Genomic DNA, 13,925 nt, shown 5'->3' with positions numbered 1-13,925 from the left:
CCGAAGTCCCGTCCCGCGACACCGTTAACACGGCCCGCGTCCAGCGTCGGGTATGAACCGGCTGACCGCGCTCCCGCTGTTCGGCTTCCTCACCGTCTTCGGCGTCCTGTACGTCGCGGGGGCGTTCGAGGGCGTCCCGCCGGCCGACCGCGTCGGCGGCTTCGTCCTCGGGGTGCCCGCGGTGCTCGCGCTCGTGGCGGGCTTCTCCTTCGCGAAGGGGTACCGCGGCGACGACGAGGAGTCGACGTAGCCGGCTGGTCCTCGGGCCGCCGCCCGGTCCCGGGGGCCGTGGAGACGCGGCTCAGGCGTCGAGCACGCCCGGGAACGCCCGGCCGTCGACCACGACGGTGCCGTCGCCCGAGACGGCCACGTCGTGGCCGGCGAACTCGAAGTCGAGCCGCCAGCGGTCGCTCTCGTGGGTCACGAGCGTCTCCAGCGCGCCCGTGTCGACGGCGTCCTGGAGGTAGCCGTCGAGCTCGAACGGGTCGACCCCCTCGGCGGCGGCGACCGTCCGCACCACGGCCGCCCCGGGGTCCGAACTGTCGGGCGGACCCACGTCGGATCCGGCGGTCTCGTCGATCGGTTCGGTCGGTCGCTGTTGCGGGTGGGTTCCTCCGTGAGTCATCGGTGAATATAGTGCCGACGCCGGCCCCGGTCGAGGGGACCAACGACGGGCGTTGACATGGCGCACGTATCGACTCAGTAAAAATACACGTCAGACGCGAGTCAGACGCCACGCCGTACCCGACGTTCGTTCGCCCGAGCGCGCCGGCGCCACTCACAGGTCGTCGAGGACCGAGCCGAGGGCGTCGAGCGCCGCCTCGCAGTGGGCGGGGTCGCGACCGAGCGACACCCTGACGCCGGCGTCGAGGTCGAAGAACCGCCCCGGGACGACGAGGACGCCGGCGTCCCACGCGGCCTCGGCCACCGCGTCGCCGTCGGCACGCTCGTGCTCCAGGTAGGCGAACGGGGACCCGGGGTCGACGCGCCCCGAGACGTCGTCGCGTCCGTCGACGAACGAGCGGAGGAGGTCGTGGTTCGCCCGACAGTGGTCGCGCGCGTCCGCGACCAGGGCGTCGCGGTGGGCGAAGAACCGCCGCGCGAGGGCCGCGCTCGGTCCGGCGAGCGCGGGGACGTGGTGTTCGACCAGGCGGGCGCGCTCGACGAACTCGGCCGGGCCGACGAGCCAGCCGACGCGGAGGTCGCCGAGGCCGTGGAACTTGGTGAGCGAGCCGACGGCGACCGTCGACGGGAGTCCCGCGGCGGTCGGCCCGCCGAACGCGCCGGCGCCGTCGTCGCGGGTGTACGGGGCGTACACCTCGTCGACGAGCAGGTAGCCGTCGAGGTCCGACACCGCCCGCGCCGTCTCCGCGAGCCGCGACCGCGTCTCCAGCCGGCCGGTGGGGTTGTGACGGTTGGTGACGGTCACGTGCGCGAGCGGCCCCGCGAGGTCCGCGGCCGCCCGGCGGACGCGGTCGGCGTCGAGGCGCGACTCGGGAGCCGGCCGGCGGAACCGCCTGACGCGCAGGCCGAGCCCCCTCGGCGTCTCCACCAGCGGCTCGTACCCCGGCTTCTCCACCAGCGCGCGCGGCCGAGACCCGTTCGCGACGACGCCCGCGGGACCGTCGCCGTACCCCGCTCCGGAGCCGTCGGCCGCGTCACGCTCGTCGCCGTCGCGCTCCACCGCAAGCGTCGCCGCGGTCGCGACCGCGAGGAAGCCGCCGTGGGTCGCGCCGGCGGTCGGGAGGACCCGCGATGGGTCGAGGTCGTACTCGGCGGCGACGCGCTCGCGCAGGGAGGCGTCGTCCGCCGGGGCCGCCAGTCCCTCCAGCCTCGGCGGCACCGGGTCGTCCGGGGCGGCGTCGCGGCGACGCCGGAGGTCGCTGGAGCCGAGGTCGTGCTCGGCCGCCTCCGGGCGCCCCTCGATCCACTGCAGGTACGCGAGCGGCGGGAACATGCCCGCGAGTTCGCGCCCCGGCGGAAAAGCGCTCCGTCCGCGGCGCGGGGGGAGGCGGTCTGCCCGTGGCGCGGTGGACGGCCGCGAACCGTCGACGCTCGCGGTCGACGGCCGCCGACCGGGCCGCCGGGCTACCCCCGAAGCGACGCGTACGCCGACTCGACGGCCGTCACCGCGTCGTCGACGGCGTCGAACCGGGCCAGGTGCGACGGACAGTCGCAGTCGGAGGCGCCGAACCCCGGGACGGGCTCGTCGGCGCCTCCAGCGGCCGCGAGCGTCCGCGCGACCCGGCACTCGGCGTCGCGGCCGCCGCCGAGCCGCTCGACGCCGACGAGCGAGACGGCGGGGTGACCGCCGAGGTGGTCGACGTGCCAGTGCCGAACGTCGTGGTCGCCGGCGGCGACGCGGCGGTGCCTGTCGATCCGCGAGAAGCCCCCGGACCCGAGCGCGCTCCCGGTGTAGGCGTACCCGCCCGGGGACAGCTCACGGTCCCCGAGCGCCCCCACCTCCACCGTGATCGGGTCGGGGACCGCGAACACCAGCGTGTACGTGCCGGCGCCGCTCACGGTCGGGAGCCGCCACCCCCGTCGGGGGCGAAGCCGTCGCCGTCGCCCGGGTCGTCGTCGCCGTCGGCGTCCGCGAGCGTCGTCTGGACGGAGCCGCTGCGCTCGTGGTCGAGCAGGCGGCGCTTCAGTTCCGGGCCGCCCTCGGCGGAGTAGCCGCCGACGCCGTCGGCGGCGACGACGCGGTGACACGGCACGACCAGCGGGATGGGGTTGCGCCCGCAGGCGGCGCCGACCGCCTGCGGCGCGCTGTCGAGGTCGGCGGCGACCTCGCCGTACGTGCGCGTCTCCCCGTACGGGATGGCCGCCATCGCGCCCATCACCCGCCCGGTGAACCCGTTCGGGTACCGGACCGGGAGGTCGAACTCGCGGCGCCGCCCCTCGCGGTACTCGCGCGCCTGTCGGCGGATCTCGTCGGCGTCGGCCCCGACGTAGGCGGCGTCGAGGGTGAGCCGCCCCCCGGGGACCTCGACGGTCACCGGGTCGTCGTAGCCGGCCGCCGTCGCCGTCGGTTCCATACCGGGGTTCGGGGGCGGGAGGTAATCAACTCCGGGGGCGGACCGGGAAACCCGCCCGTCTCGCCTCGTCCGATGCCGTCCCGTCTCGTCCCACCGCCCCTCTCCTCCCGACCGACGCGCGACGGGAGCGTTTTTCCCGCCCCACACGTACATCTCGGTATGCGACACCCGTCGGACCGCCTGGCCGCGCTCCCCGACGCGGAGTTCGCCGCGTTCGCCGAGCGCCTCGGCGGCGTCTGGCCGGAGTACGACGCGACGGCCTCGCCGGTCACGCCCGACGGGACCGTCGAGCTGTCGCTCGTGCGCGAGCGCCCGGACGGCCCGTCCGAGCGGGCGGTCGTCAGGCTCCGCCGCGGCCGCGTCACCCTGGAGGACGTGAACGACTTCGCCGTCTTCGCCGCCGAGCGGGGGCTCTCATTCGCCGTGCTCGCGACCGTCGACGAGGTCTCGAAACAGGCGGCCGACCGGGCGCGGGCGGCGCCGGTCGAGCTGTACGACGGCGTCGGCCTCGTCGCGCTCGCCCGCGACGCCGGCATCGGCCTCCCCGACGCGGAGGACGCCCCCGACACGGCCGACGAGGACGACGAGAGCGCCGGCGACGACGGGGGGAGCGAGGACGTCGGTGACGACCCCGGCGCCGACGCCTCGGAGACGGACGACCCCGACGGCGTCGACCCGGACTCCGACCCCGACGCCTGACCCCGCGGGCCTCGACGGATCGGGGCCCGCCGGATCGAGGCGCGGACCGCGTCGCCGCCGTACCGACGTTCATACGGCTCGCGCCCCAAGCGACTGCCATGACGAGCGTCCGGGCGGGCGTCGAGGTCGACGCGCCGCCGGCGGCGGTGTGGCGCGCGCTGACGGCGTTCGACGCCTACCCGCGGTGGAACCCGCTGATCCGTCGCGTCGAGGGTCGCCCCGAGGAGGGACGCAGGCTCCGGGTCGTGATCACGCAGTCGGGCGTCCCGCCGGCGCTGGTCGCCCCGGAGGTGACGCGGGTCGTCCCGGAGCGGGAGCTGGCCTGGCGCTCGGCGGCGCCGATCCCGGGGTCGTTCGACGCGACCCACCGCTTCCTGCTGGAGCCGCTCGACGGCGGCGCGCGGACCCGGTTCACGCAGACGGAGACGTTCGGCGGCGTCGCCGGCACGTTCGTGCCAAGGTCCCTTCGTGCCCGCCTCCGCGACGGGTTCGCCTCGATGAACGAGGCGCTGCGCGAGCGGGTGGAGGCCGAGGCGGGGGCGAACGCGGGCGTGGGCGTGAGCGACGGGAGGTGACCGTCGAGATCCGGCCGCGGGACCCGGATCGACCGGAACCCGTAAGCGCCCCCGAGCCCACGACGAGATAGACGTGGACGACACCGTCGAGTGGCTCCGCTCGCGCCCCTACTACGAGGGGCAGATCGCGGACCGCCGGACCCTCCCCGGCCGCGAGGCCGCCGTCGCCGACGTGGACCTGGAGCCGCGGCTCGCGAGCGCGCTCGCGGACGACGGCATCGACTCCCTGTACGAGCACCAGGCGCGGGCGGTCGGGGCCGTCCGCGACGGCGACGACGTGGTGCTCGCCACGCGGACGGCCAGCGGGAAGTCGCTGGCGTACACCGTCCCCGCGTTCGAGCGGGCGATGGACCACGGCGGCCGGACGCTGTATCTCGCCCCGCAGAACGCGCTCATCGCCGACCAGGAGGAGACGCTCTCGGAGCTGGCACGGGGGCTCGGCTTCGGGTCGCGCGTCTCCGTGGACCAGTACACCGGCCGGCTCTCCAAGTCGGAGAAGCGGGACGTGCGCGACCGCCGGCCGACCGTCCTCCTGTCGAACCCCGACATGCTCCACTACGGGCTGCTCCCGTGGGCGTACAAGCACTGGGAGTGGTTCTTCTCGTCGCTGGAGACGGTCGTGATCGACGAGGTGCACGGCTACCGCGGCGTCTTCGGCAGCCACGTCGCGCTGGTGCTGCGCCGGCTGAACCGGATCTGCGAGCGCTACGGCGCCGACCCGCAGTTCGTCTGCTGCTCGGCGACCATCGGCAACCCCGTCGAGCACGCCGCGCGCGTGACCGCCCGGCCGGAGTCCGGGTTCACGCTCGTCGACGAGGACACCTCCGCCCGCGGGCCGCGCCACTGGCTCCTGTGGAACCCCCCGGAGTACGAAGGCGAGCGGGCGGACCGGCAGTCCGGGCGTCGCCGGTCGAGCCACACCGAGACCAAGCGGATCTTCTGTGACCTCGTGCAGGAGGGGTACCAGACGCTCGTGTTCACGCGGGCGCGCCAGACCGCCGAGCGCTACGCGACGGATTCGGCGTCGGAGCTCCGACAGCGGGGGGCACACGACGCCGCCGGGAAGGTCGAGGCGTACCAGGCGTCGCTGACGAACGAGCGCCGCCGGGAGATCGAGGCCGGCCTGCACTCGGGCGACGTGATCGGCGTCTGGTCGACGAACGCCCTGGAGCTGGGCGTCGACGTGGGCGGCCTCGACGCGGTGATCCTCGACGGCTACCCCGGGACCAGGATGTCGGCGTTCCAGCAGGCCGGGCGCGCCGGCCGCGGCACCGACGACGCGCTGGTCGTCATGGTCGCCGGCGAGGACCAGCTCGACCAGTACCTGATGGGGAATCCGGACGACCTGTTCGAGGGCGATCCCGAACGCGCGATGGTCGACCCCGAGAACGGCGAACTCCTCCCCGGCCACGTCGCCAGCGCGGCCGACGAGAACTGGCTCCGCCCCGAGGACGAGTCCCACTTCGGCGAGTCCTTCCCGGACGTGGTGTCGTCGCTCGAGGCCTCCGGGGACCTGGAGCGGATGGACACCTCCCGGGGCGTCCGCTGGACGTACGACGGCCCGGGCAGCGCCCAGCACTCGATGAGCCTCCGGACCATCGACGACCGCGAGGTGGACCTCATGGACGCCCGCGACGACTCCGTGATCGCGTCGCTGTCGTTCCCGGACGCGCTACGCGACGCCCATCCGGGCGCCGTCTATCACCACCAGGGCGAGACGTACGAGGTGGACGACCTGGACCTCGACCGGGACGTGGCGCGCCTGCGCCCCACCTGGGCGGACTACTACACCCGCGTCCTGACGGACAAGGACGTGACCGTGAACGAGGACCTGCGCGCCCGGCCGTTCGACGCGCGCGGGGACACCGAGGTCCGCTTCGCGGACATCACCGTGACCGAGCGGATCACCGGGTTCGAGCGGAAGGACGGCTCGACCGGCGAGACGATGGGATCGCGGGCGCTGGATCTGCCCGAGACCGAGTTGCGGACGCGTGCGCTGTACTACACCGTCCCCGAGGACGTGGAGCGGGAGATGCGCGCCATCGGCGGGGAAACCGGGTTCAACGGCGGCATCCACGCGGCCGAGCACGGCTCCATCTCGCTCATGCCGCTGGACCTGCTGTGCGACCGCGCCGACATCGGGGGCGTGTCCACCCCGTTCCACCCGCACACGGGGCAGTCGACGGTGTTCATCTACGACGGCTACCCCGGCGGCGTCGGGCTGACCCGCGAGGCGTACCGGACCGCCGACGAGCTGCTCGCGCGCACCGCGCGGCTGATCGCCGGCTGCGAGTGCGCAGACGGCTGCCCGGCCTGCGTCCAGTCGCCCCACTGCGGCAACGCGAACGAGCCGCTCTCGAAGCCCGAGGCGGTCGTCCTGTCGAACGCGCTCGCCGGCGTCGACGAACCCGTCCCCGGCCCCTCGGGGGCGACCTGACGCCGGCGACCACGTGAAACACCGAACCACTCTGTTTCGGTTGGTACAACGGCCGTTGTACCATATTTTCACTCGCAGCGGAGTAAATATCGGAAAGGGTTAAGTGCCGCCTCGGAATATCGTGAGGCGACTCCACGCACGGAGGAACGATGATGAAGGACACTGAACCCACTCGACGGGACGTACTGAAGGGCGCCGGCGGCGTCGGCGCCGCCGGAATGGTCGGAATCGCTGGCTGTACCGGAGGCGGCGGTGGCGGCGGCTCCGCCACGGTCGAGGTCCTCCACGGCTGGACCGGAGGCGACGGCGCGAAGGCGGCCGAATCGCTCGCGTCCGCCTGGGAGGAGGCCCACCCGGACATCACCCTGGAGTTCAAGCCGATCGGCGGCGGCGGCAACACGAACCTCAACACTGTCGTCTCCAACCGGCTCTCGAACAACAACCCGCCCGCCTCCTTCGCCGGCTGGCCCGGCAAGAACCTGGTGAAGTACGAGGGCGTCCTCGGCGACATCACGAGCGTCTGGGAGGACGGCCTCAAGGGCGCGCACGTCCAGGAGGCGTCCGAGCTGTGCAAGTACAACGGCGCCTATCGGGCCGTTCCCATCGGCTCCCACCGGCTCAACTGCCTGTTCTACAACACGTCCGTCGTCGAGGAGGCGGGCGTCAACCCCGACGACCTCACGAGCGCCTCGGCGCTGATCGACGCGCTCGACACGATCAAGAGCGAGACGGACAAGGCGCCGATGGCGCACGCGATGAAGGCGCCCTGGACGACCCTCCAGCTGGTCGGCGCGGTGCTGCTGTCCACGGGCGGGTACGACACCTACATGAAGGTGGTGAACGGCGAGGGCGGCAAGTCGGCCGTCCGGACGGCGTTCGAGACGACGAAGACGATCCTCCAGAACTACATCAACGACGACGCCTCCTCGATCGGGTTCACCTCGGCGAACCAGAAGATCATGAACGGCGAGGCGGCGTTCATCCACCAGGGCAACTGGGCCGCCGGCGCGTTCCGCAACAAGGAGAACTTCGCGTACAACGAGGACTGGGGCTTCAAGACGTTCCCGGGGACGGAGGGACTGTACACCCTTCACTTCGACTCGTTCATCTACCCGGCGAACAACCCGGCGCCCGAGGCGGCCAAGACCTGGGAGGCGTTCGTCGGCTCGAAGAAGGCCCAGATCGCCTTCAACAAGTTCAAGGGGTCGATCCCCACTCGGACGGACGTCTCGAAGAGCGAGTTCGGCCCGTACCTCTCGGAGACGATGGACCAGTTCGCCTCGGCGGACAACCGGCCGCCGACACTGGCACACGGCCTCGCCGTTGTCCCGGAGAAGCTGACGGCGCTGAAGGGCGTCATCTCGAACAACTTCTCCGGCCCGTACAACGTGGACAAGGCGACGAACGAGTTCGTCTCCACGATCCAGGGCTGACGCCCGGGACGGAGCACTCGAATGCGCACCTTTTTCGACCGATTGAGGCGGGCTGTCAGCGGCCGGTCGAGCGACCGGTCCGACGACGCGGAGGGGCGGAAAGCGGCACCCGAGGGCGAGCGAGCGGCGACCGACGGCGGCGTTCCCGCCGGGACCGCAGCCGGAGACGAGCCCGGCCCCGACGCGACCCCAGCCGAGGGGGCGGGCGCGCTCGGCCGGGGGATCGCACGGCTGAACGACCGCTTCGGGGAGGACTTCGTCGAGTCGTCGCCGTTCTGGCTCCCGCCGTTCCTGCTGATGGGCTTCTTCGTCTACGGCGCCATCGCCTGGAACGTCCTCATCTCGCTGACCGACTACGAGGGGTTCGGCAGCGCCGACTACTCCCAGCTCGACTTCGAGATGTACGCGCGGGCGTTCGGCGACCCGACGGTCGTGCAGGCGGCGGTCAACACGTTCGTCCTGCTGATCGCGTTCACCGGGATCTGTCTGGTGTTCGGGATGCTCATCGCCATCCTCGTCGACCGGAACGTCCGGTTCGACAACACCCTGCGGACGGTCTACCTGTTGCCGATGAGCCTCTCGTTCGTCGTCACCGCGCAGTTTTGGCTGTGGATGTACGACTTCAACAACGGGATCGTGAACCAGCTACTCGCGCTCGTGAACCTCGGGCCGTACAACTTCATCGGCAACCCGCAGCTCGTGCTCGGGGCGGTCGTCTTCGCGCTGGTGTGGCAGTTCAGCGGGTACGCGATGGTGGTGTACCTGGCGGCCCTGCGTGCGATCCCGCGCTCGCACTTCGAGGCCGCGAAGGTCGACGGCGCGTCGATCCCGCGGATGTACTGGCGGGTCATCGTCCCGCAACTGAAGGGCGCGACGATCAGCGCGGCGGTCGTGCTGATGGTGTTCGCGCTCAAGGCGTTCGACTTCCTCTACTCGCTCGTCGGCGGGTACAGGCCGCCGAACGGCGCGGACATCCTCGCCACGAAGATGGTCCGTGAGGCGTACCAGAACACGAACTGGGCGTACGGCTCCGCGATCGCGGTGCTGCTGTTCCTGATGGCGCTCGGGATCATCGGACCGTACCTCGCCCACCAGTACCGCAACGACAACCTATGAGCACCGATACACACACGCACGCGGAGACGACGGACCGACTCGACACGATCGACGGCTACCGGGTCGCCCTGTACGCGACGCTGGCCCTGCTCGTGGCGTTCTTCCTGACGCCGATCGAGTCGGGGCTCGTCACCTCGATCAAGACCGACGCCGCCGTCACGAACACCGCCCCGTACCTCCCGCCCCTCGTCGAGGGGTTCTCCCTCGCCAACTACGTGACCGCCGTGGAGGTGCTGGGGCGGGGCATGGGGAACAGCTTGCTGTTCGCGGTGCCGGCGACGCTCCTGTCGGCGCTGCTGGGGAGTTTCGCCGCCTACGGACTGACGCTCGTGGACTGGAAGTACCAGGTCCCGATCCTCCTGCTGTTCGTCGCCGGCGTGTTCATCCCGTACCAGGCGGTGCTGGTGCCGCTGTCGCGGCTCTACTCGATCGTCAACGTCGCGGACCTGTTGTGGTTCGTGTGGGCGTACACGCCGGTGAGCGTCCAGTACGCCGACCTGGTCGAGCTGACGGTCACGCACGTCGCGTACGGGATCCCGATCTGTACGGTCCTGTTCCGGTCGTACTACACCTCGATGAGCACCGAGATGATGGAGGCCGCGCGCCTCGACGGGGCGAGCATCCGCCGCGTGTACCGGCGTATCGTGTTCCCCCTCTCGACGCCGATGTTCGCGGTCGTGCTCATCTACCAGTTCACGCAGATCTGGAACGACCTGCTGTTCGCGCTCGTCATCGTCTCGACCGGGTCGAGCCCGGCCGCGCCGGTGACGCTGAAGCTGGCCGGTCTCGGGTCGTCGCTGGAGGGGCTCGACTTCGGTCTCCGGATGGCCGGCGCGTTCGTCGCGGCCCTCCCGACGCTGCTCGTCTACATCGCGTTCGGCGACGAGTTCGCCGAGGGGGTCGCATCCTGACACAACCATGGCACAACTCTCACTCGACCACCTGACGAAGGTGTTCACCGACGACGACGGCAGCGACATCGTCGCAGTAGACGACGTGACGGTCGACATCGAAGACGGGGAGTTCCTCGTCCTCGTCGGTCCGTCCGGCTGCGGCAAGTCGACCACCCTGCGGATGGTCGCAGGGCTCGAAACGGTCACCAGCGGGGACATCCGCCTCGGCGACGAGTCCATCGCGGACCAGAAGCCGCAGGACCGGGACATCGCGATGGTGTTCCAGTCGTACGCGCTGTACCCGCACATGACCGTCCGCGAGAACATGTCGTTCGGGCTGGAGGAGTCCACCGACATGTCCGACGGCGAGATCCACGAGCGCGTCGAGGACGCGGCCGACCTCCTCGACATCCCGGAGCTGCTCGACCGCAAGCCCGGGGAGCTATCGGGCGGCCAGCAGCAGCGCGTCGCGCTCGGGCGCGCCATCGTGCGCGAGCCCGAGGTGTTCCTGATGGACGAGCCGCTGTCGAACCTCGACGCGAAGCTCCGCTCGCAGATGCGGACGGAACTGCAGCGGCTCCAGGAGGACTTGGACACGACGACGATGTACGTCACCCACGACCAGACGGAGGCGATGACGATGGGCGACCGGATCGCCGTCCTCGACGGCGGCGAACTCCAGCAGGCGGGGACGCCCCTGGAGTGTTACCACCGCCCCGCCAACCGCTTCGTCGCGGGGTTCATCGGCGAGCCGTCGATGAACTTCTTCGAGACGACGCTGGAGGGGGACACCCTCGTCGCCGACCGCTTCGAGTACCCGCTCTCGTCGGACGTCTGCGACGACGTGGCGGGCGCCGACGGCGTGACGCTGGGCGTCCGTCCCGAGGACGTCGAGGTCCTCGCGGGCGAGCCGTCGGCCGGCGACGAGTTCGCGACCGTCGTCGACGTCGTCGAGCCGATGGGCAACGAGAACGCCGTCTACCTCGGCTTCGAGACCGACCCGACGGACCCGTTCGTGGCGACCGTCGGCGGGATGCGGCAGGTCGAGGCGGGCGAGCGCGTCGTCGCCCGGTTCCCCGAGGACGCGATCCACCTGTTCGACGTCGCCACCGGCGAGGCCCTGCACAACCGCTCGCTGGAGGAGGCCGCCGAGACGGAACCGCGGATCTGAGCCGGCGCCGCCGCCTCGGCGCCCGCCGGCGCGTCCGTCTCGTCTCCCGCTCTCGTTCCGCTCCGTGTCGTCCCTCCTTTCGGTCTCCAGTCGTGCGGTTTGTCGACCGATCGACGGGCTACAGCAGGCTCACGGCGACGCCGACGGCGATGATCGCGAAGATCAACAGCGACACGAGCAGGAAGAAGCGGTCGGACCCGTCCATGCCTCGGGGTTGCTCGCCGCCGGCGGAAAAACGTTCACCCGAACGCGCGCGGGCCGGTCCGGGTTCGGTCAGGTCCGCTCCGGTCCCGTTCGGTCGCGCCCGCCTACAGGTCGATGTCGGCCTCGGTCATCCCCCGGACGTGGAGGTACGCCGCGGCCACCTGCAGCCAGACGCCGAGACACAGCGCCGTGACGGCGACGGTGCCGACGTCGAGGTTCACGCCGCTGGGGGCGTAGGGGTTCCCGCCGCCGAAGGCGACCCACGCGCGCACCAGGTCGACGCCGCCGAACCCCATGAGGACGAACGTGTACGTCGCCACGGTCGCGATACCGCCGGTCGCGAGCCCGGCCATCGAACACAGGTCCTCGAGGTTGATCACCGAGTGGGCGGTGTGTTCGTCGAACTCGTCGTCCCGGTACAGCCGGATCGCCGCCACGGCCACCAGCCCCGTCGCGGCGGCGGCGATGACGCCCACGGCGACGAACGCGAGCAGCCCCACCTTCGGGGCGGCCGACGCGACGGACCCGGCGAAGTAGGCCTCGCGGAGTTCCCCGGGGAGGAGCGCCAGCACCGGCAACACGCCGGCGAGGACGTGCAGCAGGTAGCTCTGGAGCGTGATCTTCCTCGTGACCGGCTGTTTGAACCAGCCGAACCGTTGCCGGCGCACCCGCTCGTACGTCGAGTCCGACAGGAGCGCGGAGGCGATCGGGTCGTCGCGACTCATCGTTGCCGGACTTCTCACGGGGCCTGATAACCGTGGCGGTCGCCGCAGTGGCTACCTGGCTGCCATCTCGTCGCTACGTCGTGCGTATCGCGCATCGACCCGGCTCCCGACCGGGGGCGGGCGCCGAGGAGCCGCCGGGCGACGCTCGCGGGGCGACCGGCCGTCGACGGACGCCCGTGTCGGCGCGCCTCACCGGGTCGACCGCTCGCCGACGACCGACCCGGTGGGACCGCCGCCGGTCCGTGGCAGCGGCGTGACGCACGCCCGACAGAACCGGTAGGCGTCGTCGTTCGCCGTCCCGCAGGCGCGACACCGGACGCGGCCGGCGGGCGCGTCGCCGGCGGGCGGCCCCTCTCTGGCCGGGCCCTCCTCGCGCGAGGGGAACGCCTCCCCGGGGGTCGGGTCCACCCCCGCGACGCGGTCCCCGAGGTCCCCGCGGTCGCCGCGACGCAGGGCCCCGTAGACGACCAGCGCCACCTGGACGGCGAACAGCCCCGCGATGACGGCCAGGAGCGTGACCTGTTCCATGCCTATCGTTGACATACGTACTCCGGGGGCTAATGCGTTCCGTCCGTTCGACCGTCCCGGTCCCGTCCCCGTCCCGGTACCGGCTCTCCCCACGGTTCCCGCGCGACGGCTTCCGACGACGCGGACGTTTTCCCGGCCGACCGTCACCGACGGGTATGGAGGAGACACGGCGTTGAGCGGGACCGGCCCGATCCCGGGCGGCCGCGTCCGCCACGGCACCGGCGTGCGTTCGACGCGGGCGTTCCCGACGGAGGAGCACCCCGACCACCTCGACCCGTTCGTGCTGTTCGAGCGCTTCTACATCGACCCCGACGCGGGGTTCCCGACGCACCCCCACCGCGGGTTCGAGATCGTCTCGTACATGCTGGAGGGGGGAATGGACCACGAGGACTCGCTGGGCGTCGCCCACACCGCGCGCGAGGGGGGCGCGATGCGGATCACGACCGGGAGCGGCATCCGCCACTCGGAGTTCCCCGCCGACGGCGCGGCCTGCACCGGGCTCCAACTGTGGGTGAACCTCCCCCGCGACCGCAAGGAGGTCGACGCGGACTACGCCGACGCGGGCGCGGACGACCTCCCGACCGCCGAGCGCGACGGCGCGACGGTGACGACCGTCGTCGGCGAGGGATCGCCGCTGGACCTCCACACCCCCGTCGAGTACCTCGACGCCCGCGTCGACGGCGCGTGGACCTGGGAGGTGCCCGAGGGACGGTCCGGGTTCGTCTTCGGCGTCGACGGCGCGGGCACCGTCGACGGCGACCCGTTCGGCGTCGGCGACGCGCTCCCGCTCACGGAAGCTCGCCCCGTCGACCTCGTCGCCGACGACGGCACCGATCCCGGCGGGGACGAGGCGACCGCCGCGGAGTTCCGCGTCGTCTGCGTCGCCGGCGAACCCCACGGCGAGCCGATCCGACAGCGCGGCCCGTACGTCCTGTGAGCCGGCGTCGACATCGTATCAGCCGAGCTACGTAATCGCGATTCAGGGAACGCTCTTTTGAACGACGACCGAACGACGGAACGCGACATGAGCTACGAACTCGATCCGTTACCGTACGAGTACGACGCCTTGGAGCCGCACATCTCAGAGCAGGTGCTGACGTGGCATC

Annotated in this window: 15 protein-coding genes and 1 pseudogene; 10 read left to right on the top strand and 6 right to left on the bottom strand. The window is 71.8% G+C overall.

Annotation, left to right across the window (positions count from 1 at the left end; all coding sequences use genetic code 11):
- Window positions 1-52 precede the first annotated feature (52 nt).
- Complete coding sequence (locus ACQUQ1_RS13825; protein ID WP_435064890.1) at window positions 53-250, top strand: hypothetical protein; 198 nt, start codon at window positions 53-55, stop codon at window positions 248-250.
- A 51-nt stretch (window positions 251-301) separates the two neighbouring features.
- On the opposite strand, the gene ACQUQ1_RS13820 is transcribed toward ACQUQ1_RS13825, so the two are convergent.
- The 4 genes from ACQUQ1_RS13820 to ACQUQ1_RS13805 form a co-directional block, all read right to left on the bottom strand.
- The gene (locus tag ACQUQ1_RS13820; protein ID WP_435064889.1) at window positions 302-625 is read right to left on the bottom strand and encodes a HalOD1 output domain-containing protein; all 324 of its coding nucleotides are present in this window, start codon (window positions 623-625) and stop codon (window positions 302-304) included.
- 153 nt (window positions 626-778) lie between these two features.
- On the bottom strand, window positions 779-1,957 hold the full coding sequence (locus ACQUQ1_RS13815; protein ID WP_435064888.1) for a pyridoxal phosphate-dependent aminotransferase: 1,179 nt from the start codon (window positions 1,955-1,957) through the stop codon (window positions 779-781).
- Window positions 1,958-2,088: 131 nt separating this feature from the next.
- Window positions 2,089-2,523 (bottom strand): GIY-YIG nuclease family protein, encoded by a 435-nt coding sequence (locus tag ACQUQ1_RS13810; protein WP_435064887.1) that lies wholly within the window; start codon window positions 2,521-2,523, stop codon window positions 2,089-2,091.
- Window positions 2,520-2,999 carry a methylated-DNA--[protein]-cysteine S-methyltransferase gene (locus ACQUQ1_RS13805; protein WP_435065037.1) on the bottom strand — a complete coding sequence of 160 codons (480 nt, stop codon included), beginning with the start codon at window positions 2,997-2,999 and terminating at the stop codon, window positions 2,520-2,522. The genes ACQUQ1_RS13810 and ACQUQ1_RS13805 overlap by 4 nt, the downstream gene beginning before the upstream one ends.
- A gap of 198 nt (window positions 3,000-3,197) precedes the next feature.
- Between ACQUQ1_RS13805 and ACQUQ1_RS13800 the strand changes: the two genes are divergently transcribed.
- The 7 genes from ACQUQ1_RS13800 (at window position 3,198) to ACQUQ1_RS13770 (ending at window position 11,362) form a co-directional block, all read left to right on the top strand.
- Window positions 3,198-3,737 (top strand): restriction endonuclease, encoded by a 540-nt coding sequence (locus ACQUQ1_RS13800; protein WP_435064886.1) that lies wholly within the window; start codon window positions 3,198-3,200, stop codon window positions 3,735-3,737.
- Between the two features lie 98 nt (window positions 3,738-3,835).
- The gene (locus ACQUQ1_RS13795; RefSeq protein WP_435064885.1) at window positions 3,836-4,312 is read left to right on the top strand and encodes an SRPBCC family protein; all 477 of its coding nucleotides are present in this window, start codon (window positions 3,836-3,838) and stop codon (window positions 4,310-4,312) included.
- A gap of 73 nt (window positions 4,313-4,385) precedes the next feature.
- Window positions 4,386-6,749, top strand: coding sequence for a DEAD/DEAH box helicase (locus tag ACQUQ1_RS13790; RefSeq protein ID WP_435064884.1), 2,364 nt, complete (start codon window positions 4,386-4,388; stop codon window positions 6,747-6,749).
- A gap of 149 nt (window positions 6,750-6,898) precedes the next feature.
- A complete protein-coding gene (locus ACQUQ1_RS13785) occupies window positions 6,899-8,182 on the top strand; it encodes an extracellular solute-binding protein (protein ID WP_435064883.1) in 1,284 nt (427 codons plus the stop codon).
- A 42-nt stretch (window positions 8,183-8,224) separates the two neighbouring features.
- Entirely contained in the window at window positions 8,225-9,298 is a 1,074-nt protein-coding gene (locus ACQUQ1_RS13780; RefSeq protein ID WP_435065036.1) for a carbohydrate ABC transporter permease, read from the top strand.
- Window positions 9,295-10,209: a carbohydrate ABC transporter permease gene (locus ACQUQ1_RS13775; RefSeq protein ID WP_435064882.1), complete on the top strand. Its 915-nt coding sequence runs from the start codon at window positions 9,295-9,297 to the stop codon at window positions 10,207-10,209. Before ACQUQ1_RS13780 ends, ACQUQ1_RS13775 begins: the two co-directional genes overlap by 4 nt.
- Window positions 10,210-10,216: 7 nt before the next feature.
- Window positions 10,217-11,362, top strand: a complete 1,146-nt coding sequence (locus tag ACQUQ1_RS13770; protein WP_435064881.1) for an ABC transporter ATP-binding protein — start codon at window positions 10,217-10,219, stop codon at window positions 11,360-11,362.
- Window positions 11,363-11,670: 308 nt separating this feature from the next.
- On the opposite strand, the gene ACQUQ1_RS13765 is transcribed toward ACQUQ1_RS13770, so the two are convergent.
- Both ACQUQ1_RS13765 and ACQUQ1_RS13760 read right to left on the bottom strand, forming a co-directional pair.
- Window positions 11,671-12,291, bottom strand: a complete 621-nt coding sequence (locus ACQUQ1_RS13765; RefSeq protein WP_435064880.1) for a hypothetical protein — start codon at window positions 12,289-12,291, stop codon at window positions 11,671-11,673.
- A gap of 189 nt (window positions 12,292-12,480) precedes the next feature.
- Window positions 12,481-12,819 carry a DUF7577 domain-containing protein gene (locus ACQUQ1_RS13760; protein WP_435064879.1) on the bottom strand — a complete coding sequence of 113 codons (339 nt, stop codon included), beginning with the start codon at window positions 12,817-12,819 and terminating at the stop codon, window positions 12,481-12,483.
- 172 nt (window positions 12,820-12,991) lie between these two features.
- On the opposite strand from ACQUQ1_RS13760, the gene ACQUQ1_RS13755 reads away from it, so the two are divergent.
- A complete protein-coding gene (locus ACQUQ1_RS13755; RefSeq protein ID WP_435064878.1) occupies window positions 12,992-13,756 on the top strand; it encodes a pirin family protein in 765 nt (254 codons plus the stop codon).
- An 87-nt stretch (window positions 13,757-13,843) separates the two neighbouring features.
- A pseudogene (locus ACQUQ1_RS13750) lies at window positions 13,844-13,925 on the top strand (superoxide dismutase); the annotation flags it as partial.

Origin of the sequence: Halobaculum sp. EA56, assembly GCF_051195075.1 — an archaeon.
Lineage (GTDB): Archaea > Halobacteriota > Halobacteria > Halobacteriales > Haloferacaceae > Halobaculum.
The sequence above is the reverse complement of the archived record's forward strand: the minus strand, read 5'-3'. Positions and strand labels throughout refer to the sequence as shown.

Bases quoted from the DNA above. Each gene is read 5' to 3' on its own strand.
- ACQUQ1_RS13825 (WP_435064890.1), top strand. From the start codon at position 53: ATGAACCGGCTGACCGCGCTCCCGCTGTTCGGCTTCCTCACCGTCTTC.
- ACQUQ1_RS13820 (WP_435064889.1), bottom strand. From the start codon at position 625: ATGACTCACGGAGGAACCCACCCGCAACAGCGACCGACCGAACCGATC.
- ACQUQ1_RS13815 (WP_435064888.1), bottom strand. From the start codon at position 1,957: ATGTTCCCGCCGCTCGCGTACCTGCAGTGGATCGAGGGGCGCCCGGAG.
- ACQUQ1_RS13800 (WP_435064886.1), top strand. From the start codon at position 3,198: ATGCGACACCCGTCGGACCGCCTGGCCGCGCTCCCCGACGCGGAGTTC.
- ACQUQ1_RS13795 (WP_435064885.1), top strand. From the start codon at position 3,836: ATGACGAGCGTCCGGGCGGGCGTCGAGGTCGACGCGCCGCCGGCGGCG.
- ACQUQ1_RS13785 (WP_435064883.1), top strand. From the start codon at position 6,899: ATGATGAAGGACACTGAACCCACTCGACGGGACGTACTGAAGGGCGCC.
- ACQUQ1_RS13775 (WP_435064882.1), top strand. From the start codon at position 9,295: ATGAGCACCGATACACACACGCACGCGGAGACGACGGACCGACTCGAC.
- ACQUQ1_RS13770 (WP_435064881.1), top strand. From the start codon at position 10,217: ATGGCACAACTCTCACTCGACCACCTGACGAAGGTGTTCACCGACGAC.
- ACQUQ1_RS13765 (WP_435064880.1), bottom strand. From the start codon at position 12,291: ATGAGTCGCGACGACCCGATCGCCTCCGCGCTCCTGTCGGACTCGACG.
- ACQUQ1_RS13760 (WP_435064879.1), bottom strand. From the start codon at position 12,819: ATGGAACAGGTCACGCTCCTGGCCGTCATCGCGGGGCTGTTCGCCGTC.